Origin of the sequence: Gluconacetobacter diazotrophicus PA1 5 (genome assembly GCF_000021325.1) — a bacterium.
GTDB classification, from domain to species: Bacteria; Pseudomonadota; Alphaproteobacteria; order Acetobacterales; family Acetobacteraceae; genus Gluconacetobacter; species Gluconacetobacter diazotrophicus.
Map to the genome: position 1 here is coordinate 2,491,804 of NC_011365.1, position 23,546 is coordinate 2,515,349.

The following is a 23,546-nucleotide window of genomic DNA, read 5'->3' on the forward strand; positions in this document are numbered from 1 at the left end:
CACCACCTGCTGGTCCGTTTCCGTTACAGCCAAGCAAGAAATCGCCCCGCCGCCAAGACACAATCCGTATACTCTTCCGGCCACGATGATTTCATGGCGGGCCGGGCCGAATTACGGTGTTTCCCTCTGGTCGCGGACGGGAAAGCTGGCTAGCGTTCCCGGGCGGAATTTCCATTTACCTCAAGGTCGATGCATGACCCTGCATGTCGCGCTGACACATCGCACACGGTACCGCTACGACCGCCCGGTCTCGCTCGGTCCGCAGACGATCCGGCTTCGTCCCGCCCCGCATGCCCGCACGCCCATCGTGTCGTACGCCCTGCGGATCGAACCCAAACCCCATTTCATCAACTGGATGCAGGACCCGTCGGGCAATTACCAGGCCCGGATCGTCTTTCCCGAACGCGTCACGCATTTCGATGTCGCGGTAGATCTGGTGGCCGACATGGCCACAATCAATCCGTTCGACTTCTTTCTGGAGCCCGAGGCCGAGCACTGGCCCTTCGCCTACGACCCCGTCCTGGCGGGCGAACTGGCGCCGTACCGCGTCCGCGAAACCCCGGGCCCGCTGCTGCAGGCCCTGCTGGACGGGCTGGACCGGACCGAACAGCGCACGGTGGACATGCTGGTCGCGCTGAACCAGCAGATCCAGCACCGCATCGCCTATGTGGTGCGCATGGAACCGGGCGTCTGGACGCCCGAGGAAACGCTGGCACGCGGGCAGGGCTCGTGCCGCGACAGCGCATGGCTGCTGGTGCAGATCCTGCGGCACCTGGGCTTCGCCGCGCGTTTCGTGTCCGGCTACCTGATTCAGCTCGTCGCGGACCAGAAGCCCGTGACCGGGCCCGAGGGCCCGACCGAGGATTTCACCGACCTGCACGCCTGGGCCGAAATCTACCTGCCCGGCGCGGGCTGGGTCGGGCTGGACGCGACATCGGGCCTGCTGACGGGCGAGGGGCACATTCCCCTGGCCGCGACGCCCGAACCGGCCTCGGCCGCGGCGATTTCCGGGCTGGTCGAACCGTGCGAGACCGAGTTCGATTTTTCCATGGCGGTGACGCGGGTGCTGGAAACCCCGCGCACCACCCGCCCGTACGACGACGCGCAATGGCAGGCGATCCTGGAGGCCGGCCGGGCGGTGGACGCCACGCTGGCGGCGGGCCATGTCGGCCTGACCATGGGGGGCGAGCCCACCTTCATCGCCGCCGCCGACATGGACGCGCCGGAATGGAACATCGACGCGCTGGGTCCGACCAAGCGCGCCTATGCCGGCCGCCTGCTGCGGCGCCTGCTGCCGCTGTGGTCGAAGGGGGCGGCGATCCAGCACGTGCTGGGCAAGCACTACCCCGGCGAGCAACTGCCGCGCTGGGCGCTGCTGTGCCACTGGCGGCGGGACGGCGAGCCGGTGTGGACCGACCCGGAACTGCTGGCCTCGGACGACGACACCGACACCGCGACCGAGCGTGACGCCGCCGCCTTCTGCGCCGCGCTGGCCGAACGGCTGCAGGTCGATCCCGGCCTGGTCAGCCCGGCCTACGAGGATATCCACTACTATCTGTGGCGCGAGCACCGCCTGCCGGCCAACGTGGTGGTCGAGGACGCGAAGCTGCGCGACCCGCTGGAGCGCGAACGCCTGGCGCGGGTCTATGGCCACGGGCTGAACGTGCCGGTGGGCAGCGTGCTGCCGCTGCGGGTGGTGGTGCGCGACGGGGTGCGCCGCTGGCAGTCCGGCCGCTGGTTCTTCCGTGGCGACCTGATGTTCCTGGTCCCGGGCGATGCCCCGCTGGGCTTCCGCCTGCCGTTGCAGAGCCTGCTGTGGGCCAGCGACGCCAGCATCGACCACGACGTGGAACGCGACCCGTTCGCGCCCGTGGCCCCGCTGCCGCCCCATCCGGCGCTGGCGCGGCGGACGGGCCCCGCCCTGGATGGCATCGCCCCCGAATGGACCCGCCAGGGCGTTCCCGGCCGCGACCACGGCAGCATTCCGGGCGGCGCGGCCGCCGAGGGGCCGGCCCTGTCCGACCTGCCGGCCCTGCCGCCCTATCCCGGCGGCGGGCTGGGCCGTATGTCGCTGGACCGGGCGATGGCCGATCACCTGGTCGCCGTGGGGCAGGAGGAGCCGGAACTGGTCCGCACCGCCCTGGCGGTCGAGGCAAGGGGCGGGATCCTGCATGTGTTCTTCCCGCCGCTCTACGCGGCCGAGGACTGGCTGGACCTGTGCGCGGCGGTCGAGGATACGGCTCGCGCCTTCGGCCGCAAGGTGGTGCTGGAAGGCTACCAGCCGCCACGCGACTCCAGGCTGCTGAATTTCTCGATCACGCCCGACCCGGGGGTGATCGAAGTCAACATCCACCCCGCCGCAAGCTGGGACGAACACGTCACCCGCAGCGATCAACTGTACGACCAGGCGCGGCAGGTCGGGCTGATCGCCGAGAAATTCATGGTCGACGGGCGCCATGTCGGCACCGGCGGCGGCAACCACGTGGTGATGGGCGCGGCCCGCGCGGCCGACAGCCCGTTCCTGCGCCGGCCGGACCTGCTGAAATCGCTGCTGGGCTTCTGGCACAACCACCCGTCGCTGTCCTATCTGTTCAGCGGCCTGTTCATCGGCCCGTCCTCGCAGCACCCACGGGTGGACGAGGCCCGGGACGACAGCATTGCGGAACTGGAAATCGCCTTCGCCCAGGTGCGGCCCGGCCAGCATACGCCCCCCTGGCTGACGGACCGGCTGTTCCGCAACCTGCTGGCGGACATCACCGGCAATACCCATCGCACCGAATTCTGCATCGACAAGCTCTACGCCCCCGAAAGCGCGTCCGGCCGGCTGGGGCTGGTGGAATACCGCGCCTTCGAAATGCCGCCGCACCCCCAGATGGCGGCGGCGCAGATGCTGCTGATGCGCGCCGCGGTCGCCGCGTTCTGGAACCGGCCCTATGACCGCCGCCTGGTGCGCTGGGGCACGCGCCTGCATGACGATTTCATGCTGCCGTACTACGTCCGCCAGGATTTCGAGGACGCGATCGCCGAACTGCGCACCCTGGGCGCGCCGCTCGATCCCGCGTGGTTCGCCCCCCACCTGGCCTTCCGCTTCCCCGAAATCGGCGCGATCTCGCTGCTGGGCATGACGGTCGAGCTGCGCCACGCGCTGGAACCGTGGCACACCCTGGCCGAGGAACCGGGCTCGGGCGGCACCGTCCGCTATGTCGACAGTTCCGCCGAACGGGTGCAGGTCCAGGTCACGGGCTGGGTGGACGAACGCTACGTCCTGGCCTGCAACGGCGTGGGCGTTCCCCTGACCCGGACGGAACGGCAGGGCGAATATGTCGGCGGCGTGCGCTTCAAGGCGTGGAATCCCCCCAGCGCCCTGCATCCCACCGTGGGCGTGCAGTCGCCGCTGGTCTTCGACGTCTACGATAGCTGGACGGGGCGTAGCCTCGGCGGCCTGACCTATCACGTCGCCCACCCGGGCGGCCGCAATTACGAAACCCGCCCCGTGAACGCGAACGAGGCCGAGGCCCGGCGCCGCACGCGCTTCTTCCCCTTCGGCCACACGGTGGGGGCGATGGCGGCGCCGGCGCTCCGGCGCTCGCTGGAACAGCCGCGCACGCTGGACCTGCGCCGCTTTCCCTGACCGTTCCCGCTGACCGTTCTCCCTGCGGCGCGGCTCGACCGGGGCCGCAGGGGGAACGGCGGCCGTGCCGCGGGCGTTAGTCCGGACTGTGAAACAACGTCCCGGAGGCCCTCGCCGTGAAGCTGTTCGCCTGCCAGTCCTGCGACCAGACCCTGTTCTTCGAGAACACGATGTGCGAACGCTGCCATCACGTCCTCGGCTATCTGGCGGATTGCGACGACCTCAGCGCCCTGGAACCGGCCGAGGATGCGGACGCGGACCAGGATACGGCCACGCGCCTGTGGCGCCCCCTGGCGGCCGGCGCGGCCGGCGGACTCTACCGGTTCTGCGTCAATGCCGAACACGGCGTGTGCAACTGGCTGGTGCCCGATGGCGGCGACGCCTTCTGCATCGCCTGCCGCCATAACCGGGTGATCCCCGACCTGTCGATCGAAGGCAACGGCGAGCGCTGGCGCCGCCTGGAAACGGCCAAGCACCGGCTGATCTACACGCTGCTGCGCCTGAACCTGCCGGTGAAGACCCGCCAGGAGGACCCGCAGGGCGGCCTGGCCTTCGATTTCCTGGAGGACGCGCCGGACGGGACCCACGCGATGACGGGCCACCAGGACGGCGTCGTCACCATCGCGGTGCGCGAGGCCGACGATGCCGCGCGCGAGACGATGCGCGTGGAAATGGGCGAGCATTACCGCACCCTGCTGGGCCATTTCCGGCACGAGGTCGGGCATTATTACTGGAACGTCCTGGTGCGCGACGGCGGACGGCTGGAAGAATGCCGGGCGGTGTTCGGCGACGACACCGCCGATTACCAGGCGGCGCTGCGGCACCATTACGACTCCGGGCCGCCCCCGGGCTGGCAGGATCTTTACGTCAGCGAATACGCCACCACCCACCCGTGGGAGGATTTCGCCGAGACCTGGGCGCACTACCTGCACATCGTCGCCACGCTGGAAACGGCGCGGGCCTACGGCCTGTCGGTCGACGTGCGGGTGTCCCACGATCCCTCGCTGCAGACCGACATCGGCTTCGATCCCTATGAAGTCGATTCCTTCGCGCCGATCGCGCGGGCGTGGCTGCCCCTGACCTATGCCGTCAACAGCCTGAACCGCTCGATGGGCCAGGGGGATTTCTATCCCTTCGTCCTGCCGCCCGCGGTGCTGGAAAAACTGGCCTTCATCCACGCCCTGGTCCACGGCGCCCGCACCGCCTGAATCGCGCGTCCCACCGGGGCGGCCGCGCCCGGCCGGCGCAAAGCCGTTTACTGTTGACCGTCCTTCGCCCATACATCCTGCATCATGGACATGGCGCAGATCCCTGTGGACGAGATGGTGGACGGCCGTGGCGGCGTCCGGCCCCATTGGCGCGGCCTGCTCAGCATGATCAGCGACCTCGGCCATCGCGAACTGCTCGAACGGGGCAGGCTGATGGCGCGCGCCCTGCACGACCAGACGGGGGCCGCCACCGCCGGCCACCCCGGCGGCTGCGACCCGATCCCGCTGCTGCTGACGGCGCAGGAATTCGCCGGCCTGGCCGATGGCCTGGTCCAGCGCGCCGGCCTGCTGGAGGCGGTGCTGCGCGACCTGTACGGCCCGCGCACCCTGCTGGCCGACGGGGTGCTGCCGCCGTCTCTGGTCTATCCCGCGCCGGGCTTCCTGCGCATGGGGCAGGGGCATGGTCCCGGCGCGCCCCCCGGCACGCATCCCGGGGGGCGTGCCGCACCCTTCATGACCTTCTATTCGGCGGACCTGATCCGCGGGCCGGACGGGGCCTGGCGCGTGGTGGCCGACCGGGTGGCGCGCGCCAACGGGGTCGGCCAGGCGCTGGAAAACCGGCGGCAGATGATCCGCATGCTGCCCGAACTGTTTTCGGGGCGTCAGGTCCGGTCCCTGTCCCCGTTCTTCGACGCATGGCAGGACAGCCTGCAACGGCTGGCGGACCTGCCGGACCGTAATCCCGGCCTGGTGCTGCTGACCCCCCGCCCGCGCGGCATGCTGTGGGCGGAACACGTCATCCTGGCGCGCGAACTGGGCTGCGCACTGGCCGAAGCCGGCGACCTGGCGGTGCGCGACGGCGCCCTGTGGCTGAAGACCGTGCGCGGCCTGCGGCGGGTGGACGTGCTGCTGCTGCGCCAGGATGGCTGGACGGTCGATCCGCTGGAACTGGAAGGCGGCTCCACGCCTGGAATCGCGGGCCTGCTGGACGCGGCGCGCGGCGGGGCGGTCCATCTGGTCAACCACCCCGCCGCAGGCGTGGTCGAGGCCCCGGGCCTGGCCGCGTTCCTGCCGTCCCTGGCCCGGACCCTGCTGGGCCAGGACCTGAAGCTGGCGGATGTACGGACGGTCTGGCCGGCGGCGCCCGGCGGCGTCGACAGCCTGCTGTCCGGCGACCGGTCGGCCTGGTGGCTGCGCGACGCGACCGACCCGATGGCGCCGATCCGCCGCCTGGACCGCGCGGGGGGCGACATGATCGCCGCCCTGCGCGACCGGCCGGACCGCTTCGTGGCGGTCAAGGCCGTGGCGCCGTCGCTCGCGCCCTCGGTCCAGCCGGGCGGGATCGAACCCGCGTCGATCGTCCTGCGGCTGTTCGCCCTGTTTGACGGGACGGACTGGCAGGTCGTGCCGGGCGGGCTGGCCCGCCTGCTGCCCGACGCCGAGACCCCGCCGGGCAGTCCGATGCACCGCCCCCGCGACGGCCACGTCGTCACCAAGGATGTCTGGGTCATGGTCGAGGACACGGCCGACCTGGTCGGTACCGCCGCCATCCGCACCCCCATCCTGGCCATCCGGCGGGGGCAGGGCGACCTGCCCAGCCGCGCCGCCGACGATTTCTTCTGGCTGGGCCGCTACCTGGAGCAACTGGAGGACGCCGGCCGCGTACTGCGTGTGGTGACCCGCCGCGTCGGCCGGGTCGACGGGTCGCCCCGCGACCGCGCGGAACTGGAAACCGTGCTGCACCTCGCCCGCCGCGTCGGCCTGCTGCAGGGCGACGTCACGGTGGGGGCCGGGTTCGCGACCCTGGTGCGCGCGCTGTCGGCGGTCACGTTCGATTCCGGCCTGCTGCAGCGCCTGCTGTCCGAAATCGCGCGGGTCGCCGGCGGCCTGCGCGACCGCCTGACGGCCGAAACCTTCGACACCATCATCGAGGGGACCGACACCCTGCGCATCCAGATGCAGGACGCGCGCGTGCCCGGCGACCCGGGCCGCACGCTGGAACGGATCGGCCGCGTCACCGACAGCCTGCTGCGCTATGGCGCGACGATATCCGGGCTGACGGCGGAAAACATGGTCCGCAGCGGCGGGCGCCAGTTCCTCGACCTGGGGCGCCGGGTGGAACGGGCTGGCGCGATCCTGACCTCGGTCGCGCTGGTCCTGCGGCAGAAGGACGTCGACCAGCGGGGCCGGATGGAGGGCGCGCTGCGGCTGATGCTGGAACTCAGCGATTGCGCCATCACCTATCGCTCGCGCTATTTCGCGGTGCTGCAGCCCGCCCCGGTGCTGGACCTGCTGCTGCTGGACGAGGGCAATCCCCGCGGCGTCGCCTGCCAGATGGCGATGATCACCGAGTCCCTGGCCGACCTGGAAGGGGGCGGCGGGGACGCTGGCGGCGCGGACGGGGGCCTGGCCGGAACGGCGCGGGCGGTCATGGACCGGCTGCGCGCCCTGGTCGCGGACATGCTGGCATCCCCGCAGCAGGACGTCGCGGCGGCGGCGCTGCCCGACCGGATTCAGGATATCCATGATACGCTGCGCAGCCTGGGCCGGCAGATCGCCCGGCGCTATTTCGTCGTGCTGACCCCCCCGCGCGCGGTGGGCGGCCTGCGCGGCGCGGACCGTTCCGGCGCGATGGACGGGACGATGGACGAATCATGATCTACCGCGTCCGCCACCTGACCCGCTACGCCTATGGCAGCCCGGTCGACCTCGCCGCCCACATCGTGCATGTCACGCCGCGCGACCTGCCGGGGCAGGTGGTGTGCTGGACCCGGCTGGACGTCACGCCGGCCCCGGCCCGGCGGGTGGACGGCCTGGATTACTTCGGCAACCGCATCGCCTGGCTGTATCACGAGGCCCCGCACCGCACGTTCGACGTCCTGGCGGATTCCGAAGTCGACGTCTCCTTCGCCCCGCCGCCGCCGGACGGCGCGACCCCGGCATGGGAGGACCTGGTCGCCATCGCCCGTGGCGGCGGCGATCCGGTTTGGGACGTGGCCGAATTCCTGTTCGACAGCCCGATGTGCGCGGCCAACCGCGCGGCGGGGGATTACGCGGCCCTGTCGTTCACGCCCGGCCGGCCGGTCCTGGCGGCGCTGCTGGAGCTCAACCGGCGGATCTATACCGAATTCCGCTTTCGCGCCGGTGTCACCACCCTCTCGACCCCGATCGAACAGACCCTCACCCGGCGCGAGGGTGTCTGCCAGGACTTCACCCACCTGATGGTCAGCGCCCTGCGCTGGATCGGCGTGCCGGCCCGCTACATGTCCGGCTATATCCGCACGCGCCCCCCGCCGGGCCAGAAGCGGCGGCTGGGCGCCGACCAGTCCCATGCCTGGGTCGCGGCCTGGCTGGGGCCGGACCATGGCTGGGTCGGGCTGGACCCGACGAACGGAATCGTGGTGCGGGACGAACATGTCGTCCTGGGCTGGGGGCGCGACTATGCCGACATCAGCCCGGTGCACGGGCTGATCCTGGGGGGCGGCAACGACGTGCTGACGGTGGGCGTGGACCTGGTTCCGGCCGACGAATGGCCGGATGACCTGGCCGGCGGCTGACGGGGCTTCGCCCCACGTCCCGCCACAGGCCGGGGGCCTTGGGAAACCGATTCGGTCAGGGGCTGGATTTCTGCAGGCCGGACTCGAAGCCCATGCTCTGCCAGACTTCCTTCTGGGTCATCGGGTGTTTCTTCCTGCCCCCGCCGCCGCAGGCAGCGACCGACAGAAGCAGGGCAGCCAAGCCTAAAAGCCGAATAGTCTGGAACAACGATGCCTCCCGCCTGGACAGGCGGCGTTCATAGCAGGAAATCCGCCCCGCGCGGAAGATCCGGCGTCCCATACGGGGCAGGGGCTTTCCTTGCCGGGGAAACGGGCCGATATAACCGGTCGTAACCCGTCAGGTCACAGGAAGCGGCAGGACAGAATGCTGAAGACCCTTACGCCGGAACCGATGCGCATCCTCCATACCGTCGCCGACCTGCGGCACGTCGTGCGCGCCTGGAAGCAGGACGGGCTGACGGTCGGGCTGGTGCCCACGATGGGCGCGCTGCATGACGGGCACCTCAGCCTGGTGCGGGCGGCCCAGCAGGAAATGGACCGGGTGATCGTCTCGATCTTCGTCAACCCCACGCAATTCGACAATCCGGCCGACCTGGACAGCTACCCCCAGACCCTGGACGAGGATTCGCGCCTGCTGGCCGACGCCGGCACGCATATCCTCTACGCCCCCACGGTGGCCGAGATGTATCCGCCCGGCTTTTCGACCACGATCTCGGTGGCCGGCGTATCCGAAGGGCTGTGCGGCGCCCACCGTCCCGGCCATTTCGACGGGGTGGCCACGGTGGTGTGCAAGCTGTTCCTGCAAAGCCAGGCCGACGCCGCCTTTTTCGGCGAGAAGGATTTCCAGCAGGTCCATGTCGTGCGCCGCATGGCCGCCGACCTCGACATCCCGATCCGCCTGGTGGCCTGCCCGACCCGGCGCGAGGATGACGGGCTGGCCATGTCGTCGCGCAATCGCCGCCTGACCGCCCCCGGCGAACGCGATCGCGCCCGCGCCCTGCCGCGGGCCCTGGGCGACGCCGCGCGGGACATCGCCGCCGGCCGTCCCGTGGGACCGGTGCTGGCGGCGACGCGGACGCGCCTGCTGGATGCCGGCTTCGCCGAAATCGAGTATCTGGAATTGCGGCGCGATTCCGACCTGGCCCCCATGGCGCAGCGCGACGACCAGCCGGCGCGCCTGCTGGTGGCCGGCCGGCTGGGCACGGTCCGCCTGATCGACAACGTGCCGGTAGCTGGGGAAGAAGAGCCGGGCCCGGCCCGGGCCGGCAAGGGGTTGGGGACCCCTTGACCCCAATTCGTCTTCCTACACGTCCAGCGGGCGGGCTTCGTCCGGCAGCATGATGGGAATCCCGTCGCGGATCGGGAAGGCCAGGCCGGCCTGGCGGCTGATCAGCTCGCCGGCCTCGCGGTCATAGATCAGCGGCCCCTTGGTGACGGGGCAGACCAGGACGGACAGCAGGCGGGGGTCCAGGGGGGCTTGGGCGGTTTCGGTCATCGGATCGGTCCTCTCTCCTGCCATCCTTACGACGGCGGGTGGTCAGATGCACCCTCCTCGGGCTCATGTCCAGCCAGGTCCAGCAGGGTCTGCAACGTTCGGGCCCTGTCGTTCAGCGACCCGGATTCCAGCAGCGCCTGCTTTTCGGCCGCCGGGAAGGGGCAGATCATCGGCAGGGTGATCAGCAGGGCTTCGTCGTCCATCTGCTCGATCACGCTCCAGCGGGCGCCGAAGCCCCGCCGGCGGCAATAGCGGCGCAGCGCCGTGATCATGCGGGGCCGGTCATAGAACGGGTCCTCGCCATCGGTCAGGTCGCTGGCGAAGGATGACGCGTCGATCCGCGCCCGGCGGTATCCCCGATGCAGCCCGGTTTCGCGCAACAGCCGGAATCGCACCATTCCCAGCAGCGTCACGGCATAGGTGCCGTCCGACCGCTCGGTCATCGACGTGATGCGCCCGGCGCACCCGATATCGTACAGGGCGGGCAGCGGCGCCGGCTGCATCTCGTCGCCGTTATCCTCGTCCATCGCATCGCGGCGGGGCTGGATCATGCCGATCAGGCGCGACCCGGCCATCGCGTCCTCGACCAGGGCGATATAGCGCGGTTCGAAGATATTCAGCGGCAGCTTGGCCCGGGGCAGCAGCACCGTATCGCGCAGCGGGAACAATCCCAGTTCGGGCGGCAGGTCCGCCAGCGTCATGTCGTGCGGGCGCGGCACGGCGCGCGGAATATCGTCGCCGCTCAATGCCGTGCCGCCCCCCGCATCATGAAAACAGCAGCGCGGACATACGCCGCCGGGCCTGCAGGGTCGCCGGGTCGTCATGGCCCCAGGACTCGAACAGCCGGATCAATTGCAGCCGCGCCGCATCGTCGTTCCAGGCACGGTCCTGGCGCATGATGGTCAGCAGTTCGTCGGCGGCTTCCTGCCGGTGGCCGGCCGCGTTCAGGGCGGCGGCCAGTTCGTAGCGGGCCTCGTGGTCCGCCGGATTCGCGGCCAGCCGCCGGCGCAGCCCTTCGGATGCCTCGGCGGCCTTGCGGCCCTCGCGCTTCAGGTCCAGCGCGGCGCGGGCGCCGGTGATCTCGGCATGGTCGGCAATCCTGGCCGGCACGTCGGCCAGTGCGGCCTCGGCGGCGTCCTCGTCCCCCATCACGATCAGCGCCCGCACCAGGCCGCCCCAGGCGGCGGCGTTTTCGGGTTCGATCTCCAGGGTCTGGGCATACAGGCCGGCCGCTTCCTCGGCGCTGCCGGCCTCCAGCGCCGCGCGGGCCGCGACGATCAGGTCCGCCGCCGGCATGCTGCCGCCGCCCGCGGCCTTCAGCAGTCCTTCGACGAAGCGCTTGATCTCGCTTTCCGGCTGCGCGCCCTGGAACAGGTCCAGGATCTGCCCCTGCCAGAAGGCGGCCACCAGCGGGATGGACTGCAGCGGCAGCCCGACCTGGGTCAGTTGCTGGGCCAGGGCCCGGTTGGCGTCGACATCGATCTTGACCAGCTTCACGCGGCCGCCGGCCGACCGGACGATCTTTTCCAGCACCGGGGTCAACTGGCGGCACGGCCCGCACCAGGTGGCCCAGAAATCGACCAGGACCGGCAGGGTACGGCTGGCCTCCAGGACATCCTGCATGAAGGTGTCCTGGGTGCCGTCGACGATCATCGCACCATTCCCGCCGGGCCCGGCCGGCGCTCCGGCCATCCCCGACGGCGCGGCGGGAACGCCTGCCTCGTCCACCAGGCCGCCGGTAGCGCGCTGGCCGCCGCGGGACTGACCGATGATGTAATCCATAGAACCCGATCCTGCCTGTTTGTCTTGTTCCAGCCGCCGACCCGCGGCCCGGCGCCGTATGAAACCAAGACCTAACATTGTCATCCCCCGCCTGTCCCACAAGCCGCAGCACCCCCCACGCGCAAAAAACGCAAAAGATGAATTTTCCCCCCTTGTCAGGCAGTTCGCTTTCCCTTACACCCCCCTCCACCGACACGGTGCGGGCGTAGCTCAGGGGTAGAGCACAACCTTGCCAAGGTTGGGGTCGTGGGTTCGAATCCCATCGCCCGCTCCAGATTTTCTATGGAAAGTCAGTCGGTTACGGGAAGCCGCCGCAAGGCGGCTTTCGTCGTATTGGGCCTGGCCGACACCAGGCCGGCACGCTCCCGCGCGCACAGCCCCTCATTTTCTGCGTGCGGATCATCTGCTCAGGAACGGCACGCGGGCCAGCTATCCGGTGGTCCTGCCCCTGTCCCGCCAGTGGCACGATCTGCCGAAGCAGGATCGAAGCTGGTATGCGCATCGCCCCAGCTTTTCAGCGCCATGATGACGGGCTCAAGGCTCCGGCCGCGCTCGGTGAGGGTGTATTCCACCTTGGGCGGTACTTCGGCGTAGACCGTCCGTAGAACGAACCCATCGTGCTCCAGTTCGCGTAATTGCGCTGTCAGCATGCGCGGCGTGACGTTCGGCAAACGCTTTCGGATGGCGTTGAAGCGCATGGTTCCCTGCAGAAGATGGAAAAGGATGACTCCTTTCCACTTCCCGTCGATCAGTTCGAGCGTCGCTTCCACGGCGCAGCCGGGGCTGCAGTCGAGGCGCCTGTGACGAATGCGGGGCATGACGGTATCATTTCCGATACTATGAGCATTATATGTGCGTTCTTGCGTATGCCGAACATAACGCTCCATCTTCCCTCCATTCAACGATGGAGCGAAACCCATGCGTGCCGTTGGTTATCAATCCCCCCTTCCGATCGACGATCCCGATGCGTTGCAGGACATCGAACTCCCCGAACCCGTGCCGACCGGACATGACCTCCTGGTCGAGGTCCGGGCTGTTTCGGTCAATCCCGTCGACACCAAGGTGCGACGGAGTGCCGCACCCGAACCGGGCCAATGGCGCGTGCTGGGCTGGGACGCGGCAGGCGTCGTCACAGCGACGGGGCCGGACGTCCGTGACTTCACGGCAGGGGATGAAGTCTTCTATGCCGGATCTCTGCACCGATCGGGCACGAATGCCCAGTTCCATCTGGTCGACGAGCGGATCGTGGGCCACAAGCCGAAATCGCTGGACTGGGCGCAGGCCGCGGCACTTCCGCTGACCGCGATCACGGCGTGGGAGATGTTGTTCGACCGGCTCGATATCCGGCGGCCGGTCCCCGGCACCGTCCCGTCCCTGCTGATCGTGGGCGGCGCGGGTGGCGTCGGCTCGATGGCGATCCAGCTTGCCCGCGCGCTGACGGACCTGACAATCATCGCCACGGCGTCGCGCCCCGAGACGCAGGAGTGGGTCCGCAGCCTGGGCGCGCATCATGTGATCGACCATCGGAACGCCCTCGCCGGACAGGTGGCTAACCTGCCGACCGGCGCGCCCGGCTTCGTCTTCTCCACGACCCAGACGGACCAGCACTTCGCCGACATCGTGGAGTTGCTGGCGCCACAGGGCCACCTGGGACTGATCGACGATCCGGAAGAACTCAGCGCGTTGCCGCTCAAGCGCAAAAGCCTGTCGCTGCATTGGGAACTGATGTTCACCCGTCCGATGTTCGAAACAGCCGACATGGCCAAGCAAGGCACGCTGCTGAACGAGATCGCAGCGCTCGTGGACAGCGGGCGCATCCACACGACGCTGGGCGAGAATTTCGGCCCGATCAACGCGAACAACCTGCGCCGCGCGCACGCCCTGATCGAGAGCGGGCGGGCAAAGGGGAAAATCGTTCTCACCGGCTTCGGTCAATAAGCAGGGTTATCACACACGGTGCGACGAAATCCGGCCTGTGCCGCGCTGCTGTCTCCCTGAGTGGAATAAATATTGATAATGGGTTTTTACATATAAAATCCGGACTTCTTGCGAATAGTCCTGTGGCCACGGGCGGCTGTGCGGAGAGAGGCTTATCTTTGGCGTGCCGACCGGTCCCTGTGATATAAACGCGCCTTATAGGCAGGGATCGGGTGCGATGGACTTGAAGAGTCTGGAGGCCGTGCTGTGGATCGACAGGCTGGGCGGCTTCAAGGCGGCGGCCGAGGCGCTGCGCATGACGCAGCCCGCGATCTCGATCCGGGTGTCGCAGCTGGAGGCCATGCTGGAGACGCGGATCTTCCATCGCTCCGGCAAGCGTGTCGTGCCCACGCCCGTCGGCGTGACGCTGATCCACTACGCCGAGCGCATCCTGCAGCTGCGGGACGAGGCACTTCTGACCATCAAGGGCCATAACGAGGAAAACGGTATCCTGCGCCTCGGGACCGTGGAAACGACCGCGCATACCTGGCTGGCGCAACTGCTCTGCCGCATCGACGAGAAATACCCCAATATCACGGTCGATCTCGATATCGGCATTTCCGACGATATCCAGCGCAAGGTCGCGAAGGGCATGCTGGATGTCGGCCTGTTCATGGGGCCGGTCAATTCTCCGATGATGATCGAGACGCCGGTCTGCAGCTTCGAGGTCGCGCTGCTGGCGCATCGCACGGTCGTGGGCCAGCGCGGTGGGCGCACGGATCTGGGCAGCCTGCCCGCGCTTCCGATCATGACCTTCTCACGCAATACCGTTCCGCATTCGATGCTGCACCGCCTGCTGGGCAGGGAAGGGGGCAGCCACCATCGCGTTCATGCCATGAGTTCGGTACCGACGATCGTCAGCATGCTCCTCAGCGGCGCGGGACTGGCCCTGTTGCCGCCGGATGTCGTGCGCGAACATCTGGATTCGGGTGCATTGTGCAGACTCGATGTCGGGCAGGCGCTGCCGCCTCTCAATTGCGTCGCCGGCCGGCTGATGAAGTACAGCTCGGGCCTGGTGGAGGATGTCGTCGCCATGGCGCGGAACGTGGCGCAAAGCGCAGGGGCCTGACGCAGGTGACGCTCCGGCGACGGCCGAAGCCGCGCATGACACAAGAACCGGGAATGACACGGGAAATCGAGCGGTATCGTGGCGGACGATACGAAGAAATCCCGCTATAAAATATCCTTATACGCGAACATATACATTACTCATTTGCAATTTTCGGCACCGGGCAGATAGTCGTTTCTGTGTGGATACGGATCGGCACGCGATACGCGGCGTTGCGTGTCGCAGGGATGGCCCGCTCCGATGTCACGAAAGGGATGCGAATCATGGTCGATTCCGATTCGGCGAGATTGCCCTATTTCAATGCCTCTCCTGCCGAAGTCCGCCGGCTTTGCCGGGCGGGCGAGAGCGGTCCGGTGACCGCCGGCATGGCCGCGGGATATATCCAGGCCAATATTGTCATGCTGCCCGCCAGCCTCGCGGATGCATTCCATGAATTCTGCCTCAGGAACCCCAAGCCGTGTCCGCTGGTCGGCATGTCGCGTCCGGGGGACTACCGGCTTTCGTCGCTGGGTGCGGACCTGGACCTCCGGACCGACCTGCCGCTTTATCGCGTATGGCGCGACGGCAACATGGTGGCCGAAACCGGTGATATCCGGGACCAGTGGCGCGACGATCTGGTCACGTTCGCGCTCGGCTGTTCCTTCTCGTTCGAGAACGCCCTGACGGCCTGTGACGTGCCCATGCGGCACCTGCAGCTCGGCCGCGGCGTGCCGGTCTATCGGACGAATATCGCCTGCACGCCGGTCGGCCCGTTCGCGGGGCCGGTGGTCGTGTCCATGCGGCCGTTCCGGTCGCATGACGCCATTCGGGCCGTGCAGATCAGTTCGCTGATCCCGCTGGCCCATGGTGCGCCGATACAGATCGGCTTTCCGGAAGAAATCGGCATTGCCGACATCGACAGCCCCGATTACGGCGACCCTACGGAAGTGGCTGACGATGAACTTCCGGTCTTCTGGGCCTGCGGGGTCACGCCGCAGGCGGTTCTGGCCGCCAGCAAGCCGGAATTCGCCATCACCCACGCGCCGGGCGCGATGCTGGTCACGGACATGCCCATAGAAGGCTACGAGGACCTGGTGGCGAGCCATCGGGGCAGGATTATCTGATCGGCCATTCGCCAGGTGTCCGGCGGGCGTGCGCGGCCCGGTATCGTTCCCGCTTCCATATCGTTTCGCACATAAAATAAGATCGGGGGCGTATTTCCGCGCCCCCGCCGGGGGTGGGCTACAGGAGAAGGATCAGCTGTTGACCGACCATGCCACAGGGGCAAGTGACGCGATCTCCGTGACCGAGCAGGCGGTATTCCGGGCGGCAGCCTGGCGCATCATTCCGCTGCTCGTCGTCTGCTACATGTTTTCCTATCTCGATCGGATCAATCTCAGTTTCGCCCGCGTTCCGATGGAAAACAGCCTTCATTTTTCCGACGCAACGTTCGGGCTGGGGGCGGGCCTGTTCTTCATCGGCTATATTGCCTTTCAGGTGCCCTCGTCCCTGTTGCTGGCCCGTTTCGGGGTCAGGCGCACCATCGCGGCCATCATGATAGGCTGGAGCCTGATCTCGTTCCTGTTCACGATCGTGGGGACCGACTGGCAGTTCTGCCTGCTGCGCGTGTCGCTGGGCGTGGCGGAGGCCGGGTTCTACCCGGCCGTGCTCTATTACCTGGCGATATGGTTCTCGCGGCAGATGATCGCGCGGGTCACGGCGGCTTTCCTGATCGCCATTCCGGCTTCCGGCGCCATCGGCGGTCCGGTTTCCGTCGCCATCCTGGCGCATTTTGATGGCGTACTCTCCATTCCCGGGTGGAAATGGATGTTCCTCCTGGAAGCCGTGCCCCCCCTTCTGCTGGGCCTGGTGGTATGGCGGCGTCTGGATGACGGTCCGGAAGACGCACGATGGCTCGGCGCGGCGGAGCGGCGGATCGTCCTTGCACGCGTGCATGCGGGATGGGGGGCTGCCGGCGCGGCGTCGGCACCGGTCGGCAGGGCGCGACCCTTCGCCGCGTTGTCGCGCCCGATCGTCCGGTTGCTGATCCTGATCTGCTTCTGCCAGGCGGTGTGCAATTACGGCATTGTCTTCTGGATCCCTACCTTCGTCGCGCAGGTGCTTGCGGCATCGTCCGCGACTATCGGCCTGTACATGATTATTCCCTTCGCGACGGCAATGGTGGCGATGACCCTGAATGCGCGCAGTTCCGACCGGCATCAGGAGCGACGCTGGCATATGGCGGCCCCGTTCCTGATCGTGTCGGTCACGCTTGTGCTGGCTTTCCTGTGCCAGGGGAGCGGCATGCTGGCCCTGCTGCTTCTGACGGCCGCGCTGGCGGCCGCGCTGTGCGTGACGGGCATGATCTTCACCATTCCCACCCTGGTGCTGGGTCAGGAGGTGCTGGCGACCGGGCTGGCGTGGATCAACAGTCTCGGAGCGCTCGGGGGGCTGGTCGGTCCGTATGGGATCGGTTGGCTGCGCGTCCATACCGGCCAGCCGCTGGCGGGTCTGTTTCTGGTGGCGTTCTGTGCGCTCGTCGGGGCGATTGCCACATTGTGCCTGCCGCGACGGGCAACGGATGCGGCCCGGGTCGCGACGCCGGCGTGACAGCGGCAGGCGGGAGGCCGCGGACCCTGCGCTGATGAATCTGCGCCGCGAAATCGGACGCGGCAATGCCGGATGGGTGCCGTTGAGCGGTTATAATATATTTTTATGACGAACTATAATCACAATATTATTGAAAAATTGCGACATCGTTATTATTCCGAATCAGACGCGAAGCCAGATCGGAAAAAGTCAGTCGCTCGACTGCAATTTGTCTCGGTATAGACACAATACCGGTTCCTGCTCACAGTGCGGTGTAAACCTGACCTTTCTCGAAGAAGCATCAATAAGCGTAGGAGTTTTTTTTGAATGGCTGGTAGTCCGAGGCGATTTACTGGTCGCCAAGGGTGTGGTGGAAAATGGAGAATACATATGTCGGAAAACTCGCGATGCCCGCAGATATATTGGTATATCTGCATTACGTCATGTGTAGTCGGGGCAGGGATGCTTCTGCCCAGCCACACGGCACAAGCGCAAGCTGTAAGCCAGGCCCCGGACCAGGCGACATTCACGTCGAAAAGCAACCGGCATATCAATAAACCGAATCCGGCGTCGCCTTCCGCCAGGAATGTGGTGAAGCAGGCGGAAGCGATCACCGTCAGCGGTACGGCCACGCCGGGAAATTCCGCCCTGTCCATTTCGACCCGCGAACACAGTACCGTACAGGTATTCCGTTACAGCGCCGAACAGTTGCGGGAAACCGGGCAGACCAGCATCTATGCGGCCATCGCGCAGCTCTCGCCGGCCGTGACCTCCACCCCGTTCGCGGGCATCGGCGGCAACGGCCTCAACAAGTCGATGCAGTTGCGGAATCTCGGCGCAGACCAGACCCTGATGCTGGTCAATGGAAAACGCCGCCACGTCGACGCCAATTTCAATTATTACCAGTCGGGACAGAACTACGGCACCGATCCCGCCGACCTCTCGCTGATTCCAATGAGTGCGATCGATCATGTCGAGATCATCACGGAAGGGGCCAGCGCCCTCTACGGCCAGGATGCCGAGGCTGGAGCGGTCAACATCGTCCTGAAGCAGGATACGCACGGCGGGACGTTCGACCTGCAGAACAGTGGCTATTACCCTGGTGACGGTCAGACGGTCGATGGCAACGTCGATTACGGGATGGCGCTCGGGCGCAATGGCGGTTATCTGAATGTCGCGGCACAGATCACCAATCAGCTCCGGACAAACCGCTCCGGGCCGTATCTGGGCAGCCTTTATCTGGACCCGTCGGATCCCCGCGCCGCGGCCCTGGGGCGCAATGTGCAGAATCTTTCGGGATCGCCTCAGTCACTGCTGGAAACCGTCAGCCTGAATGCCGCCTATCCGGTGGCGAAGAACTTCGAATTCTACAATACGTCGACATTCGCCCATAAGGACATTCAGGAAGCCCAGACCTATCGGGCGGCTTCGAACGATCTTATCATTCGTTCATTCTATCCCAATGGGACCCAACCGTACCTGATCGGCACCGAAAACGATTTCCAGGTCAATGACGGCATACGCTCGTCGAACTTCCTGGGCATGGAATGGGATATCTATGCCAATTACGGCAGAGACCAGATGGCCAACGAAATCAGGGACACCGACAATCCCACCTATGGCCTGGCCAGCCCGCGTTCGTTTTCCACGGCGCGATTCATTTCGGACGAGCTGGCGGCCGGTTTCAAGTCAACCAAGTTCTTTCATACGTCCCTTTTGCCCCGCCCGATCAACTTCTCATATGGCTTTGAATATCGGCGGGACAGCTTCCATATCGGCGCCGGAGAGCCCGCGTCCTACACGGACGGGGGGGCTACGGTGCTCGACGGTCCGGATGCGGGCCATGTCGTCGCGGCCGGCGCCGTCGACAAGTTCGGCGTCCCGCCGCTGGCGGCAGGGACGCAGGTGCGGAATGTCTTTGATGGTTCGGTCAATCTCGATTTCTTCGCAACCAGGAAATGGGAATGGACCCTGGGCGGTCACGCCGTAGGCTACAGCGATGTCGGTGCCGCAGCCACGGGGTCCATCGGGACGCGTTATAATTTCACCAAGAATTTCGCGCTCCGCGCCAACGCGAATACGGGATTCCGGCCCCCGACCCTCGCGGAAGAGGCTTTTTTCTCCGAGACCACCTTTCCCACGTATCGGACGGCACAGCTGCCCGTCAATTCGCCGTGGGCGCGGGCACTCGGCGCGTCCAAGCTGAAGGGTGAACAGTCGCGCAGCTTCAGCGTCGGCGCCGACGTTACGCTACTGCCGAACTGGACCCTGACCGCAAACTTGTACCGAATTTCGATCAACGATCGACTCTACAATTCCTCGTTGTTCGGTGGCACGAACATCGAATCCATCCTGGCCGGCGTCGGGCTGCCGAATGTTCTCTATGCGTCCTATTACAGCAATCCGGTCAATACGGCGACGAATGGCGGTGATATTTCGACCAGCTATACGTTGCATACCACGTCCGGAACATTCCTTTTCAGTTTCTCGGTTAACATCGCCGATACGGAGATCACGCACCATAACGCGACGCCCGGTATTCTGACCGCACTTGGACAGACGTCCTTCAATCGCACCAACGAGGAATTCCTGCTTCATTCGGCACCGAAGAATATCGAGAATCTGTCGGTTTCCTGGAACAAGGGCCCCTATTCGTTCCGCGTTCAGGAACAGCGCTTCGGCTCCTATACCTGGGTCGCGTCGCCCTCGCTCGTCCAGACCCAGTGGACGTATGCCGGGCCATCCTATATCACGAATCTCGAACTCGGTTATGACGTCTTCAAGCGCTGGCACATCGCGGTCGGTGCCTACAATGCGGGAAACCACTATCCTACCCGCGCCAATGCCGCCTCGCGCGCCGCGTTGCAGAATGCCTTTATCTACGCAGGAAACTCGCCATACGGCTTCAATGGAGGGATGTACTATGTCAAGACATCCCTGAAATTCTGACGACGGACAAGGCGCCGAAACGCGGATGTTCGCCATCACGGACCTTGTTACGATGTTCCGCCGGGGCGCTGTGAAGGCGCCCCGGGAACTGAACGCTGCAAAGGTCGCGTGGACGACACCGGCACGGGACGGCTCTGTTTTCAGGAAACGGTCATTGATGAAAAATGTGACGCCACGGCAGGCTTCGTTCCAGGAGGACCAGAATCCGCAGATCATGCGGGCGCGGCTGTCACAATGGCGGATCGCGTTTGCCAGCATCGTGGGGACGATGCTGGAATGGTATGATTTCACCATCTACAATACCATGGCGGCCCTGATTTTCGGTCGCCTCTTCTTCCCCTCCGCGCAGCCGCGTGTGGGCATGATCCTCGCATTCTCGACATATGCCGTGGGCTACGTTTCGCGCCCGGTCGGAGCGGTCGTGTTCGGCTGGATCGGGGATCGATATGGTCGCAGGACGGTCCTGGTATTCGCCCTGACCCTGATGGGGGCCTGTACTGCCAGCATTGCCGTGTTGCCGACATTCGAATCGATCGGGATCGTCGCCCCGCTGGGCCTCAGCATCGTCCGCTTTCTGCAGGGGCTCGCATTGGGCGGGGAGTGGGCGGGGGCGGTTCTGATCGCCACGGAACACGGAAGTGCGCACCGTCAGGGGCGGAATTCATCCTGGGCGCAGATGGGGCCGGCGGCGGGGATATTGCTGGCGACGTTCGTCATCGGTGGCGTGGGGATTTTCATGCCCGACAGGGCTTTCCTGTCCTGGGGCTGGCGTGTTCCCTTTGCCCTGAGCGCGTTCCTGATGGTGTTCGGCCTTTGGGTCCGTCGCGCCGTTCCCGAGACGCCGGTGTTCGCCAAGAGCCGCCACGAGGCCGGCGCGCCCCCCCTGGTCGAAGTGCTGCGCAAGCATAAGGCCGCGCTGGCTATCGCATCGTCTTCGAGAATCGGGACGGACGTCCTCTATTCGCTCCTGCTCATTTTCAGCATTTCCTACATAACGCAGTTTCTCGATATGCCCCGTTCCGTCGCGCTGGGCTGCACGCTGACAGGCAGCGCCTGCGAACTTGTCGCGATTCCGGTCTTCGGCTCTCTGATCGACCGGATAGGGTGCCGGAAAGTCTATGCAGGCGGCATCCTGGCCGGCTCGCTCATCACGCTAGCGTTCTTTCCGGTATTCGGCATGAAACTGCCCCTGGCGATCTTCGGCCTGACGGCGATCGGGACGGTGTCCCATGCGGCGATGTATGCGGCGCAGGGCACATTCATTACCAATCAGTTTCCTTCCACCGTGCGCTATACCGGGTCGTCCCTGGCTTACACGCTTGGCAGCCTGGCAGGCGGCAGTGCATTCGCCCCGCTGATCATGAGCAGCATTGTGGGCGGATGGACAGGCACCTGGGGGATTACACTTTACGTCATGGTGACCCTGGCAGTCACCGCGGCCGGCATTGTCGCCGCGGGGCACAGGACACCCTCCGAACAGTCATAGCCGGTTACTCTGTATCCTCTTGAGATCGGATAAAAGAATGTTTGTCCTCAATCCTTTGCCTCCTGCCGTGGCGGCCAGCGACCTCGCGCTCCTGATCCAGGCCGAGCCCGCCGTGATCGGTCATTTTCGCTATGCCGGTTTTATGATGCCCAGGATCCGCGCCCATTTCCAGGATCGGCGTGTGGCGGGGACCGCCGTGACGCTCCGCATGCCCAGCATGGATGGGTCGATCGTCCATTATGCGATAGGAAAGGCGCGTCCGGGGGATATCCTGGTGATCGACCGCTGTGGAGACACGGCCATCGCCGCCATGGGGGGGGCGGTCGCCTATGCGGCCAAATGTGCCGGGGTCGCTGGTATCATCGTCGATGGCGCGGTGACCGACCTGGGTGAATTGCGGCAGTACGGCGTGCCTGTCTGGTCGAGCGGTACATCGGCCGTCACGGTTAAAACCCTGGGCCTGGGCGGCGAGTTCTGCATTCCGGTCAGTTGCGGTGACGTCGCGGTCAACCCGGGGGATGCGATCCTCGCGGACGAAAACGGGGTACTGGTCCTGCCGCCCGCGGATGTCGCTGCGGCCGCGGCACGAGCCATCCAGATGCAGGCCGACGAGAAGGTGACGCTTGCCCGTCTCACCGCCGGCGAGAAATATCCGGATATCATGGGCACGACCGACGTGATCAACGAATGGGTGGCGCGCCACGGATGTTGAGCGGGACCGTTCGCAGGATGGCGTGTTTCCGGAACCGTGATGTCTGACAAGGGTGAATGGCGATGAACCTCAAGTCGCTCGAGGTCCTTCTGTCGATAGACCGTCTGGGAGGGTTCAAGGCTGCGGCGGAGAGTCTTCGCCTGACGCAGCCGGCAATTTCGATACGCATCGCGCAACTGGAACATGAACTGGGCGCGAAGCTGTTCTATCGTACGGGCAATCAGGTCTCGCCGACGCCTATCGGCAAGACGCTGATCTATTATGCCGAGCGCATTCTCGAACTTCATGACGAGGCCGTCGCGACGATCAAGGGGCACAGCGAGAAGAACGGAATCCTGCGTCTCGGGACGATAGAGACCGTCGTCCATACCTGGCTGCCGCATCTTCTTTCGCGAATCGGCGTGAAATATCCGAATATCACGATCGATCTCGATATCGGGAATTCCGACGATATTCAGCGCAAGGTTACGAAGGGGATGCTGGATCTCGGGATCTTCATCGGGCCGGTGAACTCTCCCGTCATGATCGAGACGTCCGTCTACAAGTTCAAGCTCGGTCTTGTCGCCTCGAAGAAATTCAAGGATGCCAGGCTGGAGGAGATCGGACTCGGAAATCTGCCCTCCCTGTCGCTCATGACGTTCTCGCGCAATACCGTCCCGCATTCGATGCTGTGCAGCCTCCTGGCCAGGGAAGGGATCAGTCGCCATCGTATTCATGCCATGAGTTCGGCGCCGATGATCGTCAACATGCTCCTCAAGCGTCCGGGACTGGCGCTGATCCCCCAGGCGGTCGTCAGGAACCATCTCGAATCCGGGGAACTCTGCCTTCTGGACGTCGGCATGCCCGTTCCAAAGGTCAATTGCGTGGCGGGGCGCCTCATCAGGCATAATTCCGAAATTATCGAGGATGTCGTCAAGATTGCCCAGCAGGTTGCGATTGACGAATTCGGTGAGTCCGGATGATGCATCGATCGGTCCGGTGTGTGGCAAAGTAATGAAGTCATATATGACTGTATAACAATACCTTATCATCGTTGTTTTTCTGGTTTTCGTTCAAAGTGCCTTTATAGTCATTGATGGTGACGCCGTCTGGATTGTCGCCGGTTGCGGATG

General features: G+C 65.9%; 18 protein-coding genes and 1 tRNA gene. 14 read left to right on the forward strand and 5 right to left on the reverse strand.

Annotated features, from left to right (window positions below; all coding sequences use genetic code 11):
* Positions 1-193: 193 nt before the first annotated feature.
* The 4 genes from GDIA_RS11325 (at position 194) to GDIA_RS11340 (ending at position 8,396) form a co-directional block, all read left to right on the forward strand.
* Complete coding sequence (locus tag GDIA_RS11325) at positions 194-3,631, forward strand: transglutaminase family protein (protein WP_012554216.1); 3,438 nt, start codon at positions 194-196, stop codon at positions 3,629-3,631.
* 116 nt (positions 3,632-3,747) lie between these two features.
* A complete protein-coding gene (locus tag GDIA_RS11330) occupies positions 3,748-4,839 on the forward strand; it encodes a zinc-binding metallopeptidase family protein (RefSeq protein WP_012222416.1) in 1,092 nt (363 codons plus the stop codon).
* Positions 4,840-4,929: 90 nt separating this feature from the next.
* Positions 4,930-7,497: a circularly permuted type 2 ATP-grasp protein gene (locus GDIA_RS11335; RefSeq protein WP_244410079.1), complete on the forward strand. Its 2,568-nt coding sequence runs from the start codon at positions 4,930-4,932 to the stop codon at positions 7,495-7,497.
* Positions 7,494-8,396, forward strand: coding sequence for a transglutaminase family protein (locus tag GDIA_RS11340; protein ID WP_012222418.1), 903 nt, complete (start codon positions 7,494-7,496; stop codon positions 8,394-8,396). Before GDIA_RS11335 ends, GDIA_RS11340 begins: the two co-directional genes overlap by 4 nt.
* A gap of 55 nt (positions 8,397-8,451) precedes the next feature.
* Here GDIA_RS11340 and GDIA_RS11345 read toward each other — a convergent pair whose 3' ends face one another.
* On the reverse strand, positions 8,452-8,676 hold the full coding sequence (locus GDIA_RS11345; protein ID WP_012222419.1) for a hypothetical protein: 225 nt from the start codon (positions 8,674-8,676) through the stop codon (positions 8,452-8,454).
* Positions 8,677-8,760: 84 nt separating this feature from the next.
* Here GDIA_RS11345 and panC point away from each other — a divergent pair, with 84 nt between their 5' ends.
* Entirely contained in the window at positions 8,761-9,684 is a 924-nt protein-coding gene (gene panC / locus GDIA_RS11350) for a pantoate--beta-alanine ligase (protein ID WP_012554218.1), read from the forward strand.
* Positions 9,685-9,699: 15 nt separating this feature from the next.
* Here panC and GDIA_RS11355 read toward each other — a convergent pair whose 3' ends face one another.
* From GDIA_RS11355 to GDIA_RS11365, 3 genes are all read right to left on the reverse strand, one after another.
* On the reverse strand, positions 9,700-9,891 hold the full coding sequence (locus tag GDIA_RS11355) for a Trm112 family protein (RefSeq protein WP_012222421.1): 192 nt from the start codon (positions 9,889-9,891) through the stop codon (positions 9,700-9,702).
* 26 nt (positions 9,892-9,917) lie between these two features.
* Complete coding sequence (locus tag GDIA_RS11360) at positions 9,918-10,592, reverse strand: LON peptidase substrate-binding domain-containing protein (protein WP_244455139.1); 675 nt, start codon at positions 10,590-10,592, stop codon at positions 9,918-9,920.
* Positions 10,593-10,656: 64 nt separating this feature from the next.
* Positions 10,657-11,673, reverse strand: coding sequence for a thioredoxin family protein (locus GDIA_RS11365; protein WP_012554220.1), 1,017 nt, complete (start codon positions 11,671-11,673; stop codon positions 10,657-10,659).
* A 199-nt stretch (positions 11,674-11,872) separates the two neighbouring features.
* Here GDIA_RS11365 and GDIA_RS11370 point away from each other — a divergent pair.
* Positions 11,873-11,947 (forward strand) — tRNA-Gly (locus GDIA_RS11370).
* Between the two features lie 133 nt (positions 11,948-12,080).
* Here the strand turns inward: GDIA_RS11370 and GDIA_RS11375 are convergent.
* Entirely contained in the window at positions 12,081-12,491 is a 411-nt protein-coding gene (locus tag GDIA_RS11375; RefSeq protein WP_012222424.1) for a winged helix-turn-helix transcriptional regulator, read from the reverse strand.
* Positions 12,492-12,591: 100 nt separating this feature from the next.
* Here GDIA_RS11375 and GDIA_RS11380 point away from each other — a divergent pair, with 100 nt between their 5' ends.
* The 8 genes from GDIA_RS11380 to GDIA_RS11415 all read left to right on the forward strand — a co-directional run bounded on the left by GDIA_RS11380 (position 12,592) and on the right by GDIA_RS11415 (position 23,396).
* Positions 12,592-13,611, forward strand: coding sequence for a zinc-binding alcohol dehydrogenase family protein (locus GDIA_RS11380; protein ID WP_012554222.1), 1,020 nt, complete (start codon positions 12,592-12,594; stop codon positions 13,609-13,611).
* 217 nt (positions 13,612-13,828) lie between these two features.
* On the forward strand, positions 13,829-14,719 hold the full coding sequence (locus GDIA_RS11385; RefSeq protein WP_012554223.1) for a LysR family transcriptional regulator: 891 nt from the start codon (positions 13,829-13,831) through the stop codon (positions 14,717-14,719).
* 263 nt (positions 14,720-14,982) lie between these two features.
* The gene (locus GDIA_RS11390) at positions 14,983-15,822 is read left to right on the forward strand and encodes a putative hydro-lyase (protein WP_012554224.1); all 840 of its coding nucleotides are present in this window, start codon (positions 14,983-14,985) and stop codon (positions 15,820-15,822) included.
* 139 nt (positions 15,823-15,961) lie between these two features.
* A complete protein-coding gene (locus tag GDIA_RS11395; RefSeq protein ID WP_012222428.1) occupies positions 15,962-17,308 on the forward strand; it encodes an MFS transporter in 1,347 nt (448 codons plus the stop codon).
* A gap of 441 nt (positions 17,309-17,749) precedes the next feature.
* Positions 17,750-20,236 carry a TonB-dependent receptor plug domain-containing protein gene (locus GDIA_RS11400; RefSeq protein WP_244410081.1) on the forward strand — a complete coding sequence of 829 codons (2,487 nt, stop codon included), beginning with the start codon at positions 17,750-17,752 and terminating at the stop codon, positions 20,234-20,236.
* A 25-nt stretch (positions 20,237-20,261) separates the two neighbouring features.
* Entirely contained in the window at positions 20,262-21,722 is a 1,461-nt protein-coding gene (locus tag GDIA_RS11405) for an MFS transporter (RefSeq protein WP_244410083.1), read from the forward strand.
* Between the two features lie 37 nt (positions 21,723-21,759).
* Positions 21,760-22,434 carry an RraA family protein gene (locus GDIA_RS11410; protein WP_012554225.1) on the forward strand — a complete coding sequence of 225 codons (675 nt, stop codon included), beginning with the start codon at positions 21,760-21,762 and terminating at the stop codon, positions 22,432-22,434.
* 56 nt (positions 22,435-22,490) lie between these two features.
* Positions 22,491-23,396, forward strand: coding sequence for a LysR family transcriptional regulator (locus GDIA_RS11415; protein WP_012222433.1), 906 nt, complete (start codon positions 22,491-22,493; stop codon positions 23,394-23,396).
* The last annotated feature ends 150 nt before the right edge of the window (positions 23,397-23,546 follow it).